This window comes from Pseudomonas sp. OE 28.3, from assembly GCF_014268205.2.
Classification (GTDB): domain Bacteria; phylum Pseudomonadota; class Gammaproteobacteria; order Pseudomonadales; family Pseudomonadaceae; genus Aquipseudomonas; species Aquipseudomonas edaphica.
Window position 1 is genome coordinate 5,864,033 of sequence record NZ_CP077082.1, and the last position, 22,337, is coordinate 5,886,369.

Here is a 22,337-nt window from a genome sequence, read left to right on the forward strand (position 1 = left end):
TTGCCTGCGATAGCGGCCTGTCAGTTGGCACATCATTAGCTGACCCACCGCCATCGCAGGCAAGCCAGCTCCCACATTTTGAATGCATTTCGAGTCAGGGTTGGTAGACCCGGGCAAAGCCCTCGCGAATTTTGGCTTCCGGCAACTCATCAGCAATAAACACAATCACACTTTCGCGCGCCTCACCCTCGGCCCATTCGGTGTCCCAATCGAAACCGTAAAGCTTGAGCACGCCCTGGAACACCATGCGCCGGTCTTCCCCGGCAATATTCAGTACGCCTTTGTAGCGCAGCAGTTGTTTGCCATGGTCCTCCAGCAGTTCGTTCATAAACTCGCTGAGCCGGTCGATATCCAGCGGCTGGTCGGTGCGCAGCACCAGGCTGGAAATACGGTCGATGGACGGCGCGGCACTGACCGGGCGCAGGGTCATGCCCGCGTTGAGATTAAAGCCGCGCACGTCGAGCAGTTCGGCCAGGTCGATTTTGCCGTGGTCGACCACGCGAATCGGCGCACGGCGGTTGATGCGGGTCAAGCGCTGGCTGAGGGCGTCGAAGGATGCCTCATCCACCAGATCACGCTTGCTCACCAGCAGGCGGTCGGCAAAACCGATCTGAGCCTGGGCGATGGTCTGGGTCAGGTGGTGCTCAGCATGGGCCGCGTCCACCAAGGTGATGATGCCGTCGAGGATGTAGCGCTCGCGCAGCTCCTCGTCGATGAAAAAGGTCTGGGCCACGGGCGCAGGGTCGGCCAGGCCGGTGCACTCGATCACCAGGCGGTCGAAGGCGATCTCGCCGCTGTCCAGACGTTCGAGCAGCAGGTACAGGGCTTTGGTCAGGTCGGTGTGGATGGTGCAGCACACGCAACCGTTGGACAGGGTCATGACTTGTACAGGCTCGGCGCCCAACAGTTGGGTGTCGATGCCGGCATCACTGAATTCGTTTTCGATCACGGCGATTTTAAGGCCGTGCTCGGCTTTGAGCAGGTGGCGCAGCAAGGTGGTTTTGCCGGCGCCGAGGAAGCCGCTGAGGATGGTGACAGGGATGGGAGAGGACAAAAAATTCTCCTTGAAGAAACACAGAAACAAATGTGGGAGCAGACCCATGTGGGAGCTGGCTTGCCTGCGATGCAAGCAACTCGGTCTATCAGGCAGACCGAGGTGATGCTATCGCAGGCAAGCCAGCTCCCACATAAAGCCTTGCTCCCACAGGGAGAAGCGCTAACCCGAATACCGGGTCAGCAGCACTTAGGCCCACCCTTGCCACCGTAACGGGCTTCCTGGCGTTCGCGGAAGAACGCCTTGTAGTCCATCACCGGTTTGTCCGGGTGCTTGGTTTGCATATGCTCGACGTAGGTGTCGTAGTCGGGCATGCCGACCATCAGGCGCGCGGCCTGACCGAGGTATTTACCGAGGCGACTGATGTCATTGAACATGGTTGCAATCCTCGTTTACGCGTCCGGTACAGCCTGGAACGGGGCTTCTTTGTCCGTGCGCTCTTTGTTGCCCCAGGCGGCAACGCCGACCTTGAGCGCATAGAACAGGATGCTGAAGACCACGAACAGGAACAGCGCCGTCAGCGTTGCGTTGGTGTAAGCGTTCCAGATCACGTGCTGCATCTGGTCGATGTTCTTGGCCGGTGCGAGGATCTGGCCGTTGGCCAGGGCATCGCTGTACTTCTTGGCCAGCGACAGGAAGCCAATCGCCGGGTTAGCGTCGAACAGCTTGATGAAGCCTGCGGTGGTGGTGCAGATCAGCAGCCAGACTGCCGGCAGCATGGTCACCCAAATGTAGCGCTGGCGCTTCATTTTGATCAGCACAACGGTGGCGAGCATCAGCGCGATACCGGCGAGCATCTGGTTGGAGATACCGAACAGCGGCCACAAGGTATTGATGCCGCCCAGCGGGTCGATCACGCCTTGGTACAGCAGGTAACCCCACATCGCCACGCAACCTGCCGTAGCAATCAAGTTAGCGGTCCAGGACTCGGTACGCTTGAGCGACGGTACGAAGGAGCCGAGCAAATCCTGGAGCATGAAGCGCCCCGCACGGGTGCCGGCGTCGACTGCGGTCAGGATGAACAATGCTTCGAACAGGATCGCAAAGTGGTACCAGAACGCCATGGTGTTTTCACCCGGCAGCACACTGTGCAGGATCTGCGCGATACCCACCGCCAGGGTCGGCGCACCGCCGGCACGCGCCAGGATGGTGGTTTCGCCGATGTCATGGGCCACGGCCGTCAAGGCTTCCGGGGTAATTGCAAAGCCCCAGCTGCTGACGGTTTGCGCCACAGTCACCACATCACCACCGACCACCGCAGCCGGGCTGTTCATGGCGAAATACACGCCGGGCTCGATCACCGAGGCGGCGACCATGGCCATGATGGCCACGAACGACTCCATCAGCATCGCGCCGTAACCGATGTAGCGCGAGTTGACTTCGTTATCCAGCAGCTTGGGCGTGGTGCCCGAGGAAATCAGCGCGTGGAAACCCGAGACCGCGCCACAGGCAATGGTAATGAACAGGAACGGGAACAGGCCGCCCTTCCACACCGGGCCAGTGCCGTCGATGAATTGGGTGAGGGCCGGCATTTTCAGCTCTGGCATGGTGACCAGAATGCCGATCGCCAGAGCGATGATGGTGCCGATTTTAAGGAAGGTGGAGAGGTAGTCACGCGGTGCCAAAATCAGCCACACCGGCAATACCGCCGCCACGAAACCGTAGCCGATCAGCATCCAGGTGATCTGGATACCGGTGAACGAGAAAGCCTTGGCCCACACCGGGTCAGCGGCAATCTGCCCGCCCAGCCAGATCGAACCCAGCAGCAACAGCACGCCGATGACCGAAATTTCGCCAATGCGGCCCGGACGGATGTAGCGCATGTACACGCCCATGAACATCGCGATCGGGATGGTCGCCATCACCGTGAAGATGCCCCACGGGCTCTCGGCCAGGGCCTTGACCACGATCAGCGCCAGCACCGCGAGGATGATGATCATGATCAGGAAGCAGCCGAACAGCGCGATGGTCCCCGGAATGCGGCCCATCTCTTCGCGAACCATGTCCCCCAGGGAACGGCCGTTGCGACGAGTGGACAGGAACAGCACCATGAAGTCCTGCACCGCACCGGCCAGCACCACACCGGCAATCAGCCAAAGCGTGCCGGGCAGGTAGCCCATTTGCGCCGCCAATACTGGGCCGACCAGCGGACCTGCGCCGGCAATCGCCGCAAAGTGGTGCCCAAAGAGGATGTGTTTGTTGGTCGGCACATAGTCCAGGCCGTCATTGTTGAGCACTGCGGGGGTGGCCCGCCGTGGATCGAGCTGCATCACATTGTTAGCGATGAACAGACTGTAGTAACGGTACGCAACCAGGTAGATGGCGACAGCAGCAACCACAATCCACAAGGCGTTGATCGCCTCGCCGCGGCGCAAGGCCACTACGCCCAAGGCGCACGCTCCTACGATTGCCAGCACCAGCCAGGGTAGGTGGCGTAGCAGGCTATTATTATTTTTCATTTTTATATTCCAGCCAGGGTGGACAGAAAGACAGCCAGCCCGAGTTTAGCGCTGTTGGCCTTAAAGGCCACCCCCCTACGTTGGTCTAGAGCCTTGCAACCGTAAAAAAAGCAGAAATAAAGGCCCGATGATGGCGCAGGGCTACAATCCCCTTATCTCCAGAGGGTTTGACCATGAGCGAGCAACCGTCAGATCGGCGCCGTTTTCGGCGTATTGCCTTTGATGCCCGAACGACCATTGCGCAAGACCGCTGGAATTGGCCGGTGCAATTGGTGGACCTGTCGCTCAAAGGTTTGTTGGTGCAGCGCCCTGATGACTGGCAGGGCAATCGCGCTCAGCCGTTTGATGTGGATATCCGTCTGGATCCGCAGGCGCATATAAAGATGCAGGTCAGACTGGCCCACGATGATCATGGGCAGTTGGGGTTTGTGTGTGAGCACATAGACCTGGAGTCGATCGGCCATTTGCGGCGGTTGATTGAGCTGAATGTGGGCGATCATGAAGAACTGGAGCGTGAGCTGGGCGCCTTGTTAGAGATTTGAAAACCCTCTAAACCGCAGAGGCTACGGGTGTCTGAATAGATCCACTCACCCGCCAGCCTCCGCTACATCCTCATCAATAAAAGTCATACCTTTAGATCAAATCATCATAACAACCCCGCCTGCACGACCACCTGGAAACATATAAACCCTTCACAAAAACGACATACGTCATTTTAATTAAAACTGTAACAACTCAATCCACATTGAATTCGGTGGGAAAAATATGCAACGCCGCTCCTTTCAAAAAAAGCAACACTTCCAATAATGAAATTATTTTCATGATCGATCATTAAGACGATACGGTTCGCGCGCTTGATAAAAACACAGTTAATAAACTACATTTCACCTGCCCTTCCAGCCCGGCCCTCTAACAGGATGTTAAAGCATGCTTATTGCCAAAGCCGAAATCTTCTTGACCGAAATCCCCTATAAAAACCCCTACCAAACCGCTACCAACATAACCCCGAAGGGGCGGCATATAGTATTAAAGTTAACCACCGATACTGGCTTGGTAGGTTGGGGAGAGTCCGGAACTATCTCAAGACGCTATCCTGCTCAAGGTGATACTCCCGAAACCATGTTGGCCGTCCTTGAAAGTTATCTATGCCCGGCAATCATTGGAAAAGACCCTTGCGCATTCGAAGTTATCATGAGCCAACTCGACACGCTGATCAAAGGGCATCTATTTGCCAAGTGTGCGATTGATCATGCTCTGTTAGACCTCGCGGGCAAAGTGCTTAACATTCCAGTCTGCAACTTGTTGGGCGGTGCATACAACCTCAGCTATACCGTCAGTCGAAGTTTGCCATTTGCCTCCGCCATAGCGCAAGTAAAGCGTAATGTAGCGACGGGCGCTGCGGTATCACTGAGACATGTCTACTGATTACAAATCTTCATTTCAATTCAATATTGTGCAGCGGCAAAAGCCAAAAGGTATTAAAACTCAGTAGTCTTGTTTCAAAAGCGATGGGCGACACCTTTGATCGCCGTCGTCCGATCATTGGTGAATATAGCTTTGTGCACACCGCAAAACTGCACCTAACCGCTAATAGTAGGGACCGCAATTGCAACCATTGGGTAGACCCCCTCTACTTGAACGAATAACAATTAATGCACGTCATCAGGGATGCAGGTCTTTCAATATGATTGAGCATGAGTGGCTGATAGGCGCAGGGTTGGTCGTACTGGGTGTTATGACGGGTTTTATCGGCACCAATACCGGCGGCAGTGTATTTCTAACAGTGCCGGTGATGATCTGGCTCGGAATATCCCCACAGGCGTCGATAGCGACAGCCCGCCTGGCATCGGTAGGGACGATGTTTGCCGGATTAAGACACTTTCATAACAATGGAAAAGTGGATTACAGGTTAGCGGCCCCCGCCGCCGCACTTGGGTTGGCTGGCGCCTTGGTCGGTGCAAGTCTGCTCGTGCAAATAGATCCGGCGCTGCTGCATAAAATCATTGGCGGTCTGACACTGCTACTGGTGGGGCTTTCACTCATCAGGAAGCCTCACTCGCCGAAGACGGCCCCTTCTTCGCTCAGGCGCTTTTGCGGGTATATCCTGTTTATTCCCGTCGGCATGATCGGCGGCCTGTTCGGCGGGCAGGCCAAGCTATCAACTTATTTGTATATTATATTTTTTAAAAAAACGATCAGTGAGTCAATTGGCACACGTAAGGTGGGTGGCCTCATCCTCTCAGTCGGCTCGTTAATAATATTCGGTGTCAGCGGAATTATTAATTGGCAGTACGGGTGTTGCCTGATCATAGGCACGCTATTTGGCGCCAATGCGGGCGCCAAGTTTGCTCTTCAGAAAGGCGATAAGTGGATGGAAAGCGCTTTCAACGTAGTCGTGATTGCCTTGGCGTTGAAAATGATCTTCTGGTAGTGACGCTCTCACGGAAAAGCGACACTCAGGGAAACGCGGCACTCGGGGGGAATTCGCTTTCCGTGTCCCAATAACCCGCCTTCTGACGCGACACGGCCTGCCATTGCCCATCGATAAAACGATAGGTCGTGTAGCGGGTTGCGAAATCATCGTCGCCGTCACCGTCCATAAAGGACGAGACCTGCAGTAACTCATCCGTACCGCCGGCGGCTGGCGTGGCGATCTGCCAGGCGGCTTTGCCGGTCTGGGCCAGGGTCAGCGGCTCGACCTTGCCGGCCGCGCCCTTATAGCGCATTGGTTTGAGTTGCTGTTTGGCCGGCATCAGCAACTGAGTCGCCGGGCCGCTGTAACTGCCCATCGGCGCCGTCTGGTCGACGCTCAAAAAGTACACCGTGTCCGGCAGGCCTTTAAGCGGGGCCTTCTTGACCTTGGCCAAGGGGTAGCCAAGATCGTCGTGCGCCAGTACAGCGCCGGACGCCGACAGCAAACGTACCTGGGCATTGAGCAACGGGTTTTCCACCAGATCGCCGGGCTCGTCAAATGAGTCCTCATCCAGGCCATTGCCCCAGCTGTCTTTATGCAACTGCGCGCTGATGCGCTGGTCTTCCAGCACCTGCAGCACGCTGCCGTCTGCTGTCGCCAGTTCCTGGGCCAGGCGGTAACCGGCCAGCAGTGGGGCCGACTCAGCCAAGGCAATGCCCGACAACCCGAGCAAGGCCACGAACAGGGCACATACCCCCCAACGATTGGTCTGTTGCATTGCGTTCATCCCTGATTGCTTCACGTTTATTCGAACAGTGCATCCAGCGCCTGTTCCAGCCGCGTAACGCCAATAATCTTGATTCCCGGCGGCGATTCCTTCGGCATATTGCCCTTGGGTACGATCGCGCGCTTGAAGCCGTGCTTGGCCGCTTCCTTCAAACGCTCCTGGCCGCTCGGCACCGGGCGTACCTCGCCCGACAGGCCGACTTCGCCGAATACCAGCAAGTCATGGGGCAGCGGGCGATTGCGCAGGCTCGACATCACCGCCGCCATCAACGCCAGGTCGGAGGCGGTTTCCAGCACCTTGACCCCGCCGACCACGTTGAGGAATACGTCCTGGTCATGGGTGGGAATACCGCCGTGACGGTGCAGCACAGCGAGCAACATCGCCAGGCGGTTCTGATCCAGGCCGAGCGTGACCCGGCGCGGGTTGGCCAAGTGGCTGTCATCCACCAGCGCCTGCACTTCCACCAACATTGGCCGGGTACCTTCCCACGTCGCCATCACCACACTTCCCGGCACTTCTTCCTGGGCGCGGGTGAGAAAAATCGCCGAAGGGTTGGAGACTTCTTTCAAGCCTCGGTCAGTCATGGCGAACACGCCCAATTCGTTGACCGCGCCGAAACGGTTCTTCACCGCCCGCAGCAAACGCAAACGGCCATCGGATTCGCCTTCGAAATACAGCACGGTGTCGACCATATGCTCAAGCACTCGCGGCCCGGCCAAGGCGCCCTCTTTGGTCACGTGGCCCACCAGAAAAATCGCCGTACCGCTCTGCTTGGCATACCGCACCAGCAGCGCCGCACTTTCGCGCACCTGGGACACGCCGCCGGGCGCCGATTGCAGCTGCTCGGTGAAAATCGTCTGGATCGAGTCGATCACCATGACCTTGGGTTTTTCGATACGGGCCGTGGCGATGATGCTTTCGATGCAGGTTTCGGTCATGACCCGCAGTTGATCCTGGGGCAAGCCCAGGCGACGGGCGCGCATGGCCACTTGCTGCTGGGACTCCTCACCCGTGACGTACAGCGCCGGCATGCGGCTGGCAATGCTGCACAGGGTTTGCAGCAGGATGGTCGATTTGCCGATGCCGGGGTCGCCGCCGATCAGCACCACCGAACCGTCCACCAGCCCGCCGCCGAGCACGCGGTCCAGCTCGCCGGACGCCGTGGAGAAACGTGGGATTTCCTCGACGCTGACTTCAGCCAACGTCTTGATCTGCGCCTGTTGCCCGGTCCAGCCGGCGCGGCCGTTGGGGGCTGCGGCGCCGCCGCTTTCGATCATGGTTTCCGTCAGGGTGTTCCATGCACCGCACTCGGTGCACTGGCCGGCCCACTTGGGAAAGGTCGCGCCGCACTCGGTGCAGCCGTACATGCGCTTGGCCTTTGCCATTTGAGAACCTCCAACCGAAAAACCGCGATGATAGCTCAGCGCGGCGCCGGGGTCCGGATTTCACCACTGGCCAAACGTGAAGCGCTGTTGCCGATCGGGTCTTCGGCGTTTAGATCGGCGCCTTTGGCCTTTAACTCATCCAGCAATTCAACGCGCTTGAACAGCCCGGCGTACATGGCGGCGGTCTGCCCGGCGCCGTTGCGCTGGTCGGGGTTGCAGTCGGTGGCGAGCAGGCGCTGGGCGATTTTCAACTCGCCTTTGAAGATCGCGCCCATTAATGCGGTGTTACCGCGCTTGTCCTGCACACAGGCGTCGGCGCCGGCGTTGAGCAGGCGTTCCACGAATGGAGCCTGGCCGTGGTAGGCGGCAAGGATCAGCGCGGTGTAACCCTTGTCGTCCTGGGTGTTGAGGCTGTAGCCAGATTCTATGAAGGTGTTGAGCATCTCGATATCGCCACGACGGGCAGCATCGAAATAGTAGTCCTGCAACTGAGCCTTGAGCGCGACCGGGTCGGGTGACTCGGCATGGGCGACAAAGGCCAGCATGGCCATCAGTAAACCGATAGAAATTCGCATGAGTTTTCTCCAGCTCGGGGTCGACGCCTATCAGCGGGCGCCGACCGTAACCAACGTCAGTCAGTCAGTTTTTCTGCCAGCGCCTTGACGCGCGCCAGGTCGCCTTTGGCAACCTTGGTCACGCCAGTGCCGTACTCAGGGTCAGCCTTATAGAGGAACGACAGGATGATGTGCTTGCTCTCGTCATCGGTGGTGGCCAGGGAGCCGCCGAAGTTTTCGATCAAGTCCTGACGCTCTTTCTGGCTATAGGAGCGGTACAAGTCACCGGCCTGCTTGAAGTTCTGCTCGCGCTGGATCTTCGCCTGCTGGGTGCTGCCCGACAGCGCCGACTGGCTGTAACGCGCGGCTTGTGGTTCGTCACGTGGCAGCAGGCGGCTTGGTTGGTAGTTCACGCCCGTGGTGGTCTTGCCGGCGTTCATTGCGCCATCCTGGTTACCGTTGTTGACGGTGACACGCGGTGCGTTGATCGGCAGTTGCAGGGCGTTCGGCCCCAGGCGGTACATCTGCGTGTCGGCGTAGGAGAACACTCGACCTTGCAGCAGGCGGTCTTCCGACGGCTCGATGCCCGGCACCAGGTTGGCCGGGGCCATGGCCACTTGCTCGGTTTCCTGGAAGACGTTGGCCGGGTTGCGGTTCAGCACCATTTGCCCGACTTTGCGTTCCGGTACATTCGGCCAGATCTTGGTGGCGTCCAGCGGGTCGAAATCAAACTTGGCCAAATCCTCAGGTTTGAGCACTTGCACGTAAAGGTCCCACTTGGGGAAGTCGCCCTTATTGATGTGAGTGACCAAGTCGTTAGTCATATGGCTGTAGTCACGCCCCTGCACGTCGGTAACTTGCTTGGGGTCAAGGTTCTTGATGCCCTGCAGGCTCTTCCAGTGGAACTTGACGTAATGCACTTCGCCCTTGGCGTTGATCAACTTGTAGGCATGTACGCCGTTGCCGTCCATTTCGCGATAACTGGCTGGCGTGCCGGAGTCGGAATACAACTCGGTGAGCGTGCGGGTGGACTCTGGAACATGGGAGAAGAAGTCAAAACGACGCGAGTCGTCGTCAAGGTTAGTACGCGGGTCCGGTTTGAACGCATGGACCATGTCCGGAAACTTGATGGCGTCGCGGATAAAGAACGTCGGGAAGTTATTGCCCACCAGGTCCCAGTTACCTTCGCTGGTGTAGAACTTGGTGGCGAAACCGCGTGGGTCACGCAGGGTTTCCGGGGAATGGTTGCCGTGCACCACGGCAGAGAAACGCACGAATACAGGGGTGGCTTCACCGGCTGCGAAGACTTTGGCTTTGGTCAGGTCGCTGAGGTTATCGGTGACGGTAAAGGTGCCATGGGCGCCGGTGCCACGGGCGTGAACCACGCGCTCCGGGATGCGTTCACGGTCAAAGCGCTGCAGTTTTTGAATAAGCTGCACGTCTTGCAGCAGCACCGGGCCATTGGCCCCGGCGGTTTGTGAATTCTGATTGTCCCCCACGGCGGCGCCGTTATCGCGGGTCAGGTTGGCGGCTTGTACGGAAAGGGACAGCAGACTGGCAGTGACCAATCCCAGCGCATATCGCGCGGAAACAGGCCTGCGGCTCATTGACGTGTTCATCGGGGTTTCCTCTGGCTTTTTTAGTGCACATTCAGTTGTGCTTGCCAGAGGCTAGTGACCTGCGAGTCAGAAGATAAATAGAAAAACACCACCGGGCTGATTAAGAAAAAAGTGTGGCAAGCCCCTGAAGTAGCGCGTATTTCGCGCGCGATTGGTGGCACTTTGCAAACTATTTACGATTTAATGGGTCGATAAAAATTGACAGTGTTAACGGTTGTGTCGAGCAAGCGGGCTACGACTGACTTACACTGACCTCCACCCTCCTCAACTGTAACAAGGAATAACCTATGGGCGTGATCAGTGAGTTCAAGGCCTTCGCGGTCAAAGGTAATGTGGTCGATATGGCCGTCGGTATCATCATCGGCGCCGCCTTCGGTAAAATCGTTTCCTCGTTTGTAGGCGACGTGGTGATGCCACCTATTGGTCTGTTGATCGGTGGTGTGGACTTCGCTGACCTGGCGATAACCCTCAAGGCCGCGCAGGGTGATGTGCCCGCTGTGGTCCTGGCCTATGGCAAGTTCATCCAGAGCATCATCGACTTCGTGATCGTCGCCTTCGCCATCTTTATGGGCGTGAAAGCCATCAACCGCCTGAAGCGCGAAGAAGCTGTGGCCCCAAGCCTGCCGCCGACGCCGACCAAGGAAGAGCTGCTGCTGGGTGAGATTCGTGATCTGCTCAAAGCACAAAACGACAAACCGCTTTAACCCGCGTTTGCCTGGAAAAGGCGCCTGTTTCAGGCGCCTTTTTTATTACCAGTAATTTTCCACCGCCACTTGCCCTGGGCGCCGGCTCAGGCTCAGTTGCAGGTCGCGCTGCTTGAGCAATTGGCGCGTGTCATCGACCATCTGCGGGTTGCCGCAAATCAGCACGCGGGAGTGCTCCGGGGTCAGGCCTACACCAGCAGCGCGCTCCAACTCGCCATTCTCGATCAGCGTGGTGATGCGCCCGTTCAGTGCCCCAGGGTGCTGCTCACGGGTGACGATGGGAATGTAGGTGAGTTTATGCGCGTACTCGGCCAGGTACTCACGCTCGCCGAGCGTGTTAATCAGCGACTGATACGCCAGCTCCTTGGCCTCTCGGGCGCTGTACACCAGTACGATGCGCTCGAATTTTTCCCAGACCTCGAAGTCCTGCAGGATCGACAGAAACGGTGCCACCCCCGTGCCGGTGCCCAGCAACCACAGATCACGCCCGTCCACAAAACGATTCAAGGTCAGATAGCCTGTGGCCTGACGCTCAACCATCAAGGTATCGCCCACCTGCAGACGGCTTAATTCACTGGTGAACTCGCCCCCCGGAACGACGATAGAGAAGAAGTCCAAGTGTTCATCAAATGGCGAGGACACAATGGAATAGGCGCGCCACACCGTGCTGCCGTCCGCCTTGGTCACGCCCAAGCGCACAAACTGGCCGGCGGTAAACCGAAAGCCCGGGTCACGGCTGGTGCGCAGGGTAAACAGGCTGGGCGTCAGCGATTGCACTTCGAGCAGGGTCTGGCGGGTAAATTTCTCAGCGCTGGCCGTCATGGGGGGCTCCGTTGAACAGGTGCCCTAGTGTCTCTCAAAGTCGCGCAGGGAAACACCAGTGGTTTGTACTGGCATTGCCAGTGCGAGCAACAGCTATGCTGTTACAGCGCAAGCGCTCGGATCGGAGTTATCCAGTCCCAACTAATTATTTAGCTATTTCTCCCCTTCTAACAGGCCATTAGATGTCGCAGTGCAACTAAACAAATGCCAATTTAATATCACCACCAACCCATTGAACTTATAGGAATAACCCGAACATAAAGCACTATATGTACAAACGATCACTCATTGTATAAGTAATAAACAAACAAAATACGGGCATTCAGTAAAATTTTTTCACATTACGATGTGTAGGCTTTGTCCTACACTGATTTCCGTACCTCGCTGGGATCCGGGACGTGCCCAGGCAACAACACCCATGGAGAGTTACAAATGGTCAACTGGCGCAATACACGACTCCCCAAACTGGAAGGTGAGAACAAGATCACCACTATTTATGAGATGGTCGTCAATCACACCTATGAGCTAGGATTCGAATACTGCTCATTTACGATGAGTTCGCAACAACAAGCTACCCAAACTAAACCGATTCACTTTAATAACTACCCCAATGAATGGAATGCCGTTTACAAACAAGCGCATTTTTTTGACATCGATCCGGTAGTCGCCCACTGCAAACGTAGCGTGCTGCCTATCGTGTGGGATGAAAAAACCTTCAGCGCCGCACCCCACCTCTGGTCGTTGGCCCAGTCGTTTGGTGTGCATTTTGGATGGACCCAAGCCGTGCACGATTTCCAGGGCGTGTTCAGCATGCTGACCCTGGGCAGAAGCAACGGCGAAGTCAGCCCACAGGAGCTTTACGAGAAAGCCGGCCAGGTGCTCTGGCTTTGTCATGTGATGCATGCTGCGGTGGCACAAAATTATGCCGAAAAGCCGAGCGTCACAGCGCCTTGCAAATTGACCCCACGAGAAACGGAAATCCTCAGGTGGTCGGCCCTGGGCAAGACGGCTTCGGACATTGCCACGATCCTGTGCCTGTCGGAGCGCACCGTGGGCTTTCATATCAGCAGTTGCTTGAGAAAACTGGGGGTCAATAACAAGATTGCCGCCGTACTGTGTGCTTCCAAAGCAGGGTTGTTTTAACCGCTGAAGAAACACCGCATGTAATCCCATCGAAAAAAAAGTAACATTTACGGCCAATTCTGAGTGTTGATACGGCGCATTGATGCCGCTTCGTTGTTCACTCAGATGGTTGCGCCGGTTGCCCATGCCCGCTGCCGCCCCATCGATGACCCAGAGCTTCCCCGCCATGCCCCTGCTTGACAGCCCCTTCGCCCAGCTCGACCTGATTCGCCAGCCTGAGCAACACAATGACCCGTTGCAGGCCTTTGATGCTGCCGATGAGTACCTGCTCAGCTACCTGGCCGAGCAGCAGCCCGGCGCCGCTACCTGCGTGCTGGTGCTCAACGACAGCTTCGGCGCCTTGGCGGCCAGCCTCGAAGGCCGGGTGCACGTGACGTCCAGCGGTGACTCGTTTCTGGCAGCCCAGGGTCTGGAGAAAAACCTGGTGCGCAATGGCAAAGCTTTTGATGCCGTAGCATTCGTCCCCGCCAGCCAGGTCCCGACCGGGCCGTTCGACCGCGTGCTGATCCGCGTGCCAAAGACCCTGGCCCTTTTGGAGGAGCAGTTGATCCGCCTGCAAGGGCAACTGGCGCCAGGCGCCCAGGTGATTGCCGGCGCGATGGTCAAGCACCTGCCACGGGCGGCGGGCGAGTTGCTGGAGCGCTATATCGGCCCGATGCACGCGTCCCTTGCCCTGAAAAAAGCCCGTTTGCTGATCGCCACGGTGGACGCCCGCCCGGCCGCCGTCTCGCCCTACCCTACCCGCTACACCCTGGACGCACCGGCCATCGAGCTGTTGAACCACGCCAACGTGTTCTGCCGCGAAGGCCTGGACATCGGCACCCGTGCCTTCCTCCCGCACCTGCCAAACAATCTCGGCAGCGCCCGCGTGGCGGACCTGGGCTGCGGAAACGGCGTGTTGGCGATCGCCAGTGCCCTGCAAAACCCCGACGCGCAGTACACCCTGGTGGATGAGTCCTACATGGCCGTGCAGTCGGCGGTCGAAAACTGGCAGGCTGCCTTCGGTACGCGCGATGTAAGCGTACGCGCCGCCGATGGCCTCGCCGGCCAGGAAGCCCAGTCACTGGACGTGGTGCTGTGTAACCCGCCGTTCCACCAGCAGCAGGTGGTCGGCGACTTACTGGCCTGGCGCATGTTCCAGCAGGCGCGCGAAGCCCTGGTAGTGGGCGGTGCCCTTTATATCGTCGGCAACCGCCACCTGGGTTATCACAGCAAATTGGCGCGTTTGTTCCGTGGCGTTGAACAAGTAGCCGCCACGCCGAAGTTCGTCATTCTCAAAGCCCGCAAATAAAAAAGCCCTCGTAGCGAGGGCTGGAAAACCGGGCCGCAAAGCCCGGATCGGGATATCAGTGAGTGGTCAGGCCGGCGGCATTCATGAACATGCGCATCAGGCTGGCCACGACGAACAGGGCCAGCACGCTGCCGGTCCAGATCATCGCCAGCCACCCCAGGCGCCGCCATAACGGCTGTTTCTCGGCCTGTTCAATCTCGTGTAACGAAGGTTTGCCGGACATACAACGACCCTCCTAGTGGTAGCCGTCTTCGTGGGTGACCTTGCCGCGGAACACGTAGTAGCTCCAGAAGGTGTAGCCCAGGATAAACGGGATGATGAACAACGTGCCCACCAGCATGAAGCCCTGGCTCTGCGGTGGAGCAGCGGCGTCCCAGATCGACACGGAAGGCGGAATGATGTTCGGCCACAGGCTGATGCCCAAGCCGCTGTAGCCGAGGAAGATCAGCACCAGCGTCAGCAGGAACGGCGTGTAGTGGGCATTACGCGCCACGGCGCGGATCAACCCGTACATGGTCACCAGCACCAGAATCGGCACCGGCAGGAACCAGAACAGGTTCGGCAGGGTGAACCAGCGTGAAGCGATTTCCGGATGCGCCAGCGGCGTCCACACACTGACGATACCGATCACTGCCAGCACCACAAACGCCAATGGCCGCGCCAGGTTGTGCATCTGCTCCTGCAACTTGCCTTCGGTTTTCATGATCAGCCAGGTGCAGCCGAGCAAGGCATAGGCGACCACCAATGCAACGCCACAGAACAGGGTGAATGGCGTAAGCCAATCCAGCGAGCCGCCGGCAAACTGGCGATTCACCACCGGAATGCCATCGATAAACGCCCCCAGTGCCACCCCCTGGAAGAACGTCGCGGCGATGGAGCCACCGATAAACGCCTTGTCCCAGAGGTGACGCTTGTCGTCCTTGGCCTTGAAGCGGAACTCGAAGGCCACGCCCCGGAAGATCAGCCCGATCAGCATCAGGATCAGTGGCAGGTACAACGCCGACAACACCACCGAATAGGCCAGCGGGAACGCGCCGAACAGCGCCGCGCCGCCGAGTACCAGCCAGGTTTCGTTGCCGTCCCATACCGGCGCGACGGTGTTCATCATCACATCGCGGTCGACTTTGCCGGGGATAAACGGAAAGAGGATGCCGATGCCCAGGTCGAAACCGTCCATCACCACGTACATCATGATGCCGAAGATGATGATCACGGCCCAGATCAGCGGAAGATCAATACCCATCTCAATTCCCCTTGTGCTGGATGTGGGTGTGGTCGTCGTCGCTGCCATCATCGGCGGCGGACAACGGACGGGCCGGTGTACGTTTCTGGCCAGGGCCACCATGGGTTGGCTCGCTGCCCTCGTGGGTCTGCGGGCCTTTGCGCACCAGGCGCATCATGTAGCCCAACCCGGCGCCGAACAGCGCGAAGTACACCACCACAAACAGCACCAGCGTAATGGTCATCTGCGCCAGGCTATGCCCGGAGGAAGCATCCGCCGTGCGCATCAACCCGTAGACCACCCACGGCTGGCGGCCGATTTCGGTGGTGAACCAACCGGCAAGAATCGCGATCAGGCCGGACGGGCCCATCCACAACGCCAGGTACAGGAACGGCTTGGACGTGTACATCTTGTCCCCCCGGCGCAGCCACAGGCTGAACAGACCGGTGAAGATCATCAGGAAGCCCAGGCCGACCATGACCCGGAACGACCAGAACACAATGGTCGAATTGGGGCGATCCTCAGGCGGGAACTCCTTGAGCGCCGGCACCTGCTTGTCCAGGGAGTGGGTCAGGATCAGGCTGCCGAGGTACGGAATTTCGACCGCGTATTTGGTTTTCTCGGCCTTCATGTCGGGCCAGCCGAACAGGATCAGCGGCGTCGGCTCATTGCCGATATTTTCCCAGTGGCCTTCAATCGCGGCAATTTTCGCCGGTTGGTGCTTCAAGGTGTTGAGGCCATGGAAGTCACCGATCACCGCCTGGATAGGCGCCACGATCAGGGCCATCCACATCGCCATCGACAGCATGGTGCGGATCGCCGGGTTGTCCTTGCCGCGCAACAAGTGCCAGGCCGCCGAAGAGCCGACGAAGAACGCCGTGGCCACAAAGGCTGCCGTGGCCATGTGCATCAGGCGATAGGGGAACGACGGGTTGAAGATCACCGCCAGCCAGTCGGTAGGAATCACCCGGCCATCGATAATTTCAAAGCCTTGCGGCGTCTGCATCCAGCTGTTGGAAGCCAGAATCCAGAAGGTCGAAATCAGCGTACCGACGGCCACCATCACCGTGGCAAAGAAGTGCAGCTTGCGCCCCACCTTGTTCCAGCCGAACAGCATCACCCCGAGGAAACCCGCCTCCAGGAAGAAGGCCGTGAGCACTTCGTAGGTAAGTAGCGGTCCGGTAACGGCGCCGGCAAAGTCCGAGAAACGGCTCCAGTTGGTACCGAACTGGTAAGCCATGACCAAGCCCGAAACCACCCCCATGCCGAAGTTGACGGCAAAGATCTTCGACCAGAAATGGTAGAGGTCACGGTAGGTGTCGTTGTGAGTCTTGAGCCACAAGCCTTCCAGCACCGCAAGATAACTGGCCAGGCCGATGGTGATCGCCGGGAACAGGATGTGAAACGAGATGGTGAACGCGAATTGAATTCGGGCGAGATCTAGCGCCTCCAAACCGAACATAAGTCTTCCTCTGTCAGGTAATACCGGCTGCTGGCGGGAGCCTGCACCCACTGCCCCCACGGATATGGAGTGTGGCGAATTTCAATTCGTTTCTTTTTTTACCCATCACGTAGGGATCCTGGCCTTGCGGCCGCCAGATCAATCCCGGGGCCGGTTTTGATCTGGATCAAGCATTGCTCAAAGAGTAGTCCCATTTTCGGACGAAAGCCGTGTGGTTCATTGACGCGTGACAGGTTGTCTCAGCTCAGTTCTTGCAACTATTTGTTACAGCTTGATGCTAATCTGCCTGCACCCTCTGCTCCAGACCTGACTTCCCGATGCCCAGTGAACCCGCATTGCTGTTGCGCCACCACCGCCCTTTCATCGCGTTCTGGCTGGCCCGGATCTTTACCGCCAGCGGTTTCCAGATGCTTACCGTGGCCATCGGCTGGAACCTCTATCAACTGACTGGCAATGTGCTGGACCTGGGCCTGGTAGGCCTGGTGGAGTTCATTCCGCGCGTTCTGTTCATGTTGCACACAGGCCACGTGGCCGATCGCTATGAGCGGCGCAAAGTCGCCGCCATCTGCCAGACCGTGCAGGCATTGATTGCCTTGTCCCTGGCCATCGGCGGCCTGACCGGCAACGTGACCCGCGAGATGATCTTTATCCTCGCGTTCCTGCTCGGCGCCGCACGCTCGTTTGAGATGCCCACCACCCAGGCGCTACTGCCGAGCATCGTGCCGAGCGCGCTGTTCCCGCGTGCCGTGGCCTCGTCGCAATCGGCGCAGCAACTGGCCACCATCGTCGCGCCAGCGTTGGGCGGCTTGCTCTATGCGTTTGGCAGCGTGTGGGTGTATGGCCCAACCGTGGTGCTGTACCTGATCGCCTGCGGGCTGACCCTCAATCTGCCCGCGCGCCAGACACCGCTCAATAAAGCCAAGGCCACGATGGATTCGCTGCTGGCCGGGATCCGCTTTATTCGCAGCCGCCCGGACATTCTCGGCGCCATTTCGCTGGACCTGTTTGCCGTACTGCTGGGCGGCGCCACAGCGTTGCTGCCGGTGTTCGCCAAGGACATCCTGCTGACCGGCGCCTGGGGCCTGGGTCTGTTGCGTTCGGCGCCAGCGGTGGGCGCGTTGTTGATGTCGCTGTGGCTGGCGAGGTTCTCGGTAGACCGGCATGTCGGGCGCGTGATGTTTACCGCCGTCGGTGTGTTTGGCGTGGCAACCATTGCGTTCGGCCTGTCGACGTCGTTCTGGTTCTCCCTGGCGGTGCTGGTGGTGCTGGGCGCGGCGGACATGATCAGCATGGTGATCCGCGCGTCGTTCGTGCAGTTGGAGACCCCGGATGAAATGCGCGGGCGGGTCAGTGCGGTCAACGGTCTGTTTATTGGCGCATCCAATCAACTGGGCGAATTTGAATCGGGGATTACCGCCCACTGGTTCGGCACCGTGCCCGCCGTGGTCATGGGCGGGATTGGGACGCTGTTGGTGACGGGGGTGTGGATAAAGCTGTTTCCAACCCTGGCCAACCGCGATCGGATGCATGTGCCGGTGGAAGAAACCAAGCTATAAGCCGGTTGAAAAACAGGCAATGTGGGAGCTGGCTTGCCTGCGATGGCGGTGTCTCAGCCAACATATGATTGGCTGACAGATAGCTATCGCAGGCAAGCCAGCTCCCACATTTTGATCTTCTGTGGTTCGAAGACCGGGTTACAGCACCTTATCCAGCGTGACAGGAAACTCCCGCACCCGCTTGCCAGTGGCATGGTAGATCGCATTCGCCACCGCCGCCGCCACCCCGACAATACCGATTTCGCCCACACCCTTGGAGCCCAGGGCGTTGACGATTTCGTCGTGTTCGTCGACAAAAATCACCTCTATGTCGCCGATGTCGGCATTCACCGGGATGTGGTACTCGGCCAGGCTGTGGTTCATGTAGCGCCCCAGTTGATGGTCGACCTGGGTTTCTTCATGCAGGGCCATGCCGATGCCCCAGACCACGCCGCCGAGGATCTGGCTGCGGGCCATCTTCGGGTTGACCACCCGCCCGGCCGCAATAGCGCTGACCACCCGACGCACCTTGATGGTGCCCAGGTCTTCGTCTACCTGAACTTCGACAAACACCGCCGAATGGGTCGCCGTCGAATAGCCTTCACGTTTTTTGTCCGGGTGGCTGTCAACCTGAACGGCCAACACCTCTTCGCCACTGTCCTTGACCAGTTGTGCCAAGGACACACTCACATCACCGGTGTGCAACTGGCCGTCTTCAAAGCGCACCGATTCAGCCTCTTTGAACACCGGGTAAGTCTGCCGGGCAACCGCCAGCAGCTTGGCGTTCAGCGCTTCGCAGGCCTGCTGCACGGCAGTGCCAACGGACGACACGGTAAACGAGCCGCCCTGTAACGGCGCCGTGGGTAACGACGAATCGCCGAGCAGAAAACGCACATCGGCCATCGCCACACCGCTGGTTTGCGCGGCAATCTGCGTCATTACCGTATACGTGCCCGTGCCGATATCGGTGGTGGCGCTGCTGACGGTCAATTGGCCTTGGGCATCCAACTGCGCCTTGGCGCTGGCCTTCATCTGCAGGGCCTCCCATACACCACCGGCCATACCCCAGCCGATCAACTGGTTGCCATCACGCATGCTGCGCGGCTCGGGGTTGCGCTGGCTCCAGCCGAAGCGCTCGGCACCTTCGCGGTAACACTCGCGCAGGGCTTTGCTCGACCAGGGTTTGTCTTCGTTCTGGTTGCGCTCGGCGTAGTTGATCAGCCGCAGTTGCACAGGGTCCATCCCCAGGGCGCAGGCCAGTTCATCCATCGCACATTCCAGGCCGATCACGCCCAGCGCGGCGCCCGGCGCGCGCATGTCCATCGGCGTGGACACGTCCAGGGGAACCAGTTTGTAGGTCAATTGCACGTTGTCGCAGTGGTAGAGCATGCCGCTCCACTCCACCACATGTTCGCTGAAATCCTCGAAACGCGAGGTCTGACCAATCGCTGTATGGCCCAACGCCAACAGGCGGCCATTGGCAGCAGCGCCCAGTTGCAAACGCTGCAGGGTGCGCGGGCGGTAACCAAACGTGAACATCTGTTGACGGGTCAGGGTGACGCGCACCGAACGCTTGAGCGCCAGCGCTGCCATCACCGACAGAGGCAGTTGATACTGCGGGCGCAGGCCCGAGCCAAAGGCACCGCCGACGAACGCAGCGAAGATCCTTACCTGGCTTTTATCCAGGCCGAAGACTTTTTGCACATACGCCTGGCAGTTCTGCGGGCCTTGGGTCTTGTCGTGGATATGCAGGGTGCCGTCCGGCTGATACAGCACGGTGCTGGCGTGGGGTTCCATCGGGTTGTGGTGCTCGATGGGCGTGCTGTAGTGCATATCCAGGCTGACAGCGGCAGCAGCCCACTCGGCCTGGAAGTTACCGCGTGGCTTGGGCGGCGTTTGCGGCGATGGGTGCGCCTGTTCCTGCAGGGCCGCGAGGTCGGTGGCAAAAGCCTCGCTCGCGTATTCGATCTCGACCAGCGAGGCAGCGTGTCGCGCCAGCTCAAGGTTGTCGGCGATCACCAGGGCCAGGGGTTGGCCGTTATAAAGCACGCGGTCGTTATACAGCGGGCGAAACGGCGAGCCGTCGGCTGCATCGGCATCGGCGAAAGCCTCATCGTAGCTGGCGATTTTGGGCCGGTTCAGATGATCAAGCACCCTGACCACGCCCGGCAGCGCCAGGGCTTTGGACGCGTCGATCCTGATTACCCGGCCCTTGGCAATCGTGCTTGAGACGACACTGCCATGCAGCAGGTCGTTGCCTGGAAACTCACCGGCATAACGCGCCTGGCCGGTGACCTTGAGCAGACCGTCAACGCGGTCCAGGGGTTTGCCGACGGCGGTCATGGGCGTTCTCCTGCGACAGCGGCGTCGCTCAGGGCACGGATGATTGCGCGGCGTGCCAGCTTGATTTTGAAGCTGTTGTGTTCCAAGGGTTCAGCGTCTTGCAGCAAGGCGTCAGCGGCCTGGCTGAAGGTCTCGCGGCTGACCGCTTGCCCGATCAGCGCGGCTTCCACCGCGCGATCGCGCCAAGGTTTGTGGGCCACACCGCCAAGGGCCAGGCGCGCATCGACGATGGTGTCGCCCGCAAGCTCCAGCGCGGCGGCAACGGAGACCAGCGCGAAGGCGTAGGACGCACGGTCACGAATCTTCAGGTAGTGGCTATGGCTGGCGAGATGATCAGGCGGCAGTTCGATGGCGGTGATCAGCTCATCGTCGGCCAGCAGGTTGTCGCGCTCAGGCGTATCGCCGGGCAATCGATGAAAGTCGGCAAACTCAATCACCCGCGCGCCGCCACGCCCTTCTACATGCACCCGCGCCTGCAGCGCTGCGAGGGCGACGCACATATCCGAGGGATGGGTAGCCACACAATGTTCGCTGGCACCGAGGATCGCATGAATGCGGTTCAACCCGGTGCGCGCCGGGCAGCCGCTGCCAGGTTCACGCTTGTTGCATGGCACGCTGGCATCGTAGAAATAGTAGCAACGGGTACGTTGCAACAGGTTACCGCCGGTACTGGCCATGTTGCGCAGTTGCGGCGAGGCGCCTGCCAGGATGGCCTGGGACAGCAATGGGTAGCGCGCCTCGATCAGCGGGTGCCAGGCCAGGTCGGCATTGCTGACCAACGCGCCGATCATCACCCCGCCGTCGGCAGTCGCTTCTACGCCATGCAGCGCCAAGCCAGTAATGTCGATCAGGTGTTCGGGGCGGCTGATGTTTTCTTTCATCAGGTCCAACAGGTTGGTGCCGCCGGCGATAAACCGCGACGTCGCGCTGCTCAGGTGCACGGCTTGCTGCACATCGGCCGGCTTGCTGTACTGGAAGGGGTTCATTGGTCACCTCCCAGCACAACGTCTTCAATGGCATCGCGAATATTGCTGTAGGCCCCGCAGCGGCACAGGTTGCCGCTCATCAGTTCCTGAATTTGCGCAGTGTTGTGGGCGCGGCCTTCATTGGCCAGGCCGACGGCGGAGCAAATCTGCCCCGGCGTGCAGTAGCCGCACTGGAACGCGTCACGCTGGATAAAAGCCTGCTGCATCGGGTGCAACTGGTCGCCGTCGGCCAGGCCTTCGATGGTGGTCACCTCGGCACCGTCGCACATCACCGCCAGGGTCAGGCAGGCGTTGATGCGTTTGCCATCGCGCAACACCGTGCAGGCGCCGCACTGGCCGTGGTCGCAGCCTTTTTTGCTACCCACCAGATCCAGCTGTTCGCGCAGCAGGTCCAGCAAGGTGGTCCAGGGCAACACCTGCAGCTGGCGGTCTTGGCCATTCAGGGTCAGGCGTATCGGGTGGCTGACGAACGGTTTGGTCGTCGCGCCATTGGGGGTCGCGCTCATAAACACCTCACGGGTTGGTGCACATCCGCGGCGTTCAGGAAAGTCGCCGTCT

21 protein-coding genes are annotated in these 22,337 nt (G+C 59.1%); 7 read left to right on the forward strand and 14 right to left on the reverse strand.

From position 1 onward, the window contains the following. Positions 1–94: 94 nt before the first annotated feature. The 3 genes from yjiA to HU759_RS26295 all read right to left on the reverse strand — a co-directional run bounded on the left by yjiA (position 95) and on the right by HU759_RS26295 (position 3,513). Positions 95–1,102 carry a GTPase gene (gene yjiA, locus HU759_RS26285; RefSeq protein WP_169987333.1) on the reverse strand — a complete coding sequence of 336 codons (1,008 nt, stop codon included), beginning with the start codon at positions 1,100–1,102 and terminating at the stop codon, positions 95–97. 131 nt (positions 1,103–1,233) lie between these two features. Further along, entirely contained in the window at positions 1,234–1,431 is a 198-nt protein-coding gene (locus HU759_RS26290) for a YbdD/YjiX family protein (protein ID WP_003194308.1), read from the reverse strand. 15 nt (positions 1,432–1,446) lie between these two features. Then, positions 1,447–3,513: a carbon starvation CstA family protein gene (locus HU759_RS26295; RefSeq protein ID WP_017139303.1), complete on the reverse strand. Its 2,067-nt coding sequence runs from the start codon at positions 3,511–3,513 to the stop codon at positions 1,447–1,449. Positions 3,514–3,686: 173 nt separating this feature from the next. Here HU759_RS26295 and HU759_RS26300 point away from each other — a divergent pair, with 173 nt between their 5' ends. From HU759_RS26300 to HU759_RS26310, 3 genes are all read left to right on the forward strand, one after another. Continuing rightward, a complete protein-coding gene (locus HU759_RS26300) occupies positions 3,687–4,055 on the forward strand; it encodes a PilZ domain-containing protein (protein WP_017139304.1) in 369 nt (122 codons plus the stop codon). A gap of 385 nt (positions 4,056–4,440) precedes the next feature. Beyond that, the gene (locus HU759_RS26305) at positions 4,441–4,938 is read left to right on the forward strand and encodes a hypothetical protein (RefSeq protein ID WP_017139305.1); all 498 of its coding nucleotides are present in this window, start codon (positions 4,441–4,443) and stop codon (positions 4,936–4,938) included. Positions 4,939–5,197: 259 nt separating this feature from the next. Beyond that, complete coding sequence (locus HU759_RS26310) at positions 5,198–5,944, forward strand: sulfite exporter TauE/SafE family protein (RefSeq protein ID WP_017139306.1); 747 nt, start codon at positions 5,198–5,200, stop codon at positions 5,942–5,944. Positions 5,945–5,969: 25 nt separating this feature from the next. On the opposite strand, the gene HU759_RS26315 is transcribed toward HU759_RS26310, so the two are convergent. From HU759_RS26315 to HU759_RS26330, 4 genes are read right to left on the reverse strand one after another with little or no spacing between them, the layout of a single operon-like run. Then, complete coding sequence (locus tag HU759_RS26315) at positions 5,970–6,704, reverse strand: hypothetical protein (RefSeq protein WP_186617087.1); 735 nt, start codon at positions 6,702–6,704, stop codon at positions 5,970–5,972. A 26-nt stretch (positions 6,705–6,730) separates the two neighbouring features. Next, a complete protein-coding gene (gene radA, locus HU759_RS26320; RefSeq protein ID WP_186617089.1) occupies positions 6,731–8,098 on the reverse strand; it encodes a DNA repair protein RadA in 1,368 nt (455 codons plus the stop codon). A gap of 35 nt (positions 8,099–8,133) precedes the next feature. After that, positions 8,134–8,673, reverse strand: a complete 540-nt coding sequence (locus tag HU759_RS26325; protein ID WP_017139309.1) for an ankyrin repeat domain-containing protein — start codon at positions 8,671–8,673, stop codon at positions 8,134–8,136. A 56-nt stretch (positions 8,674–8,729) separates the two neighbouring features. Next, positions 8,730–10,271 (reverse strand): catalase, encoded by a 1,542-nt coding sequence (locus HU759_RS26330; protein ID WP_017139310.1) that lies wholly within the window; start codon positions 10,269–10,271, stop codon positions 8,730–8,732. A gap of 287 nt (positions 10,272–10,558) precedes the next feature. Here HU759_RS26330 and mscL point away from each other — a divergent pair, with 287 nt between their 5' ends. Beyond that, on the forward strand, positions 10,559–10,975 hold the full coding sequence (gene mscL, locus HU759_RS26335) for a large-conductance mechanosensitive channel protein MscL (protein WP_017139311.1): 417 nt from the start codon (positions 10,559–10,561) through the stop codon (positions 10,973–10,975). Between the two features lie 45 nt (positions 10,976–11,020). Here mscL and HU759_RS26340 read toward each other — a convergent pair whose 3' ends face one another. Then, positions 11,021–11,797, reverse strand: coding sequence for a ferredoxin--NADP reductase (locus HU759_RS26340; RefSeq protein ID WP_177033974.1), 777 nt, complete (start codon positions 11,795–11,797; stop codon positions 11,021–11,023). Positions 11,798–12,229: 432 nt separating this feature from the next. Here HU759_RS26340 and HU759_RS26345 point away from each other — a divergent pair, with 432 nt between their 5' ends. Next, on the forward strand, positions 12,230–12,940 hold the full coding sequence (locus HU759_RS26345) for a LuxR family transcriptional regulator (RefSeq protein ID WP_017139313.1): 711 nt from the start codon (positions 12,230–12,232) through the stop codon (positions 12,938–12,940). A gap of 166 nt (positions 12,941–13,106) precedes the next feature. Further along, positions 13,107–14,231 carry a methyltransferase gene (locus HU759_RS26350; protein WP_177033972.1) on the forward strand — a complete coding sequence of 375 codons (1,125 nt, stop codon included), beginning with the start codon at positions 13,107–13,109 and terminating at the stop codon, positions 14,229–14,231. Between the two features lie 55 nt (positions 14,232–14,286). On the opposite strand, the gene HU759_RS26355 is transcribed toward HU759_RS26350, so the two are convergent. From HU759_RS26355 to HU759_RS26365, 3 genes are read right to left on the reverse strand one after another with little or no spacing between them, the layout of a single operon-like run. Further along, the gene (locus tag HU759_RS26355; protein ID WP_010206690.1) at positions 14,287–14,454 is read right to left on the reverse strand and encodes a DUF2474 domain-containing protein; all 168 of its coding nucleotides are present in this window, start codon (positions 14,452–14,454) and stop codon (positions 14,287–14,289) included. A 12-nt stretch (positions 14,455–14,466) separates the two neighbouring features. Then, positions 14,467–15,474, reverse strand: a complete 1,008-nt coding sequence (gene cydB, locus HU759_RS26360) for a cytochrome d ubiquinol oxidase subunit II (protein WP_138453261.1) — start codon at positions 15,472–15,474, stop codon at positions 14,467–14,469. Position 15,475: 1 nt separating this feature from the next. Next, the gene (locus HU759_RS26365; protein WP_017139317.1) at positions 15,476–16,915 is read right to left on the reverse strand and encodes a cytochrome ubiquinol oxidase subunit I; all 1,440 of its coding nucleotides are present in this window, start codon (positions 16,913–16,915) and stop codon (positions 15,476–15,478) included. Between the two features lie 317 nt (positions 16,916–17,232). Between HU759_RS26365 and HU759_RS26370 the strand changes: the two genes are divergently transcribed. Continuing rightward, complete coding sequence (locus HU759_RS26370; RefSeq protein WP_186617091.1) at positions 17,233–18,471, forward strand: MFS transporter; 1,239 nt, start codon at positions 17,233–17,235, stop codon at positions 18,469–18,471. Positions 18,472–18,609: 138 nt separating this feature from the next. On the opposite strand, the gene HU759_RS26375 is transcribed toward HU759_RS26370, so the two are convergent. From HU759_RS26375 to HU759_RS26385, 3 genes are read right to left on the reverse strand one after another with little or no spacing between them, the layout of a single operon-like run. Continuing rightward, entirely contained in the window at positions 18,610–20,793 is a 2,184-nt protein-coding gene (locus HU759_RS26375) for a xanthine dehydrogenase family protein molybdopterin-binding subunit (protein ID WP_186617092.1), read from the reverse strand. After that, complete coding sequence (locus HU759_RS26380; protein WP_186617093.1) at positions 20,790–21,779, reverse strand: xanthine dehydrogenase family protein subunit M; 990 nt, start codon at positions 21,777–21,779, stop codon at positions 20,790–20,792. Before HU759_RS26380 ends, HU759_RS26375 begins: the two co-directional genes overlap by 4 nt. Further along, positions 21,776–22,285, reverse strand: coding sequence for a 2Fe-2S iron-sulfur cluster-binding protein (locus HU759_RS26385; RefSeq protein ID WP_017139321.1), 510 nt, complete (start codon positions 22,283–22,285; stop codon positions 21,776–21,778). The genes HU759_RS26380 and HU759_RS26385 overlap by 4 nt, the downstream gene beginning before the upstream one ends. Between the last annotated feature and the right edge of the window lie 52 nt (positions 22,286–22,337).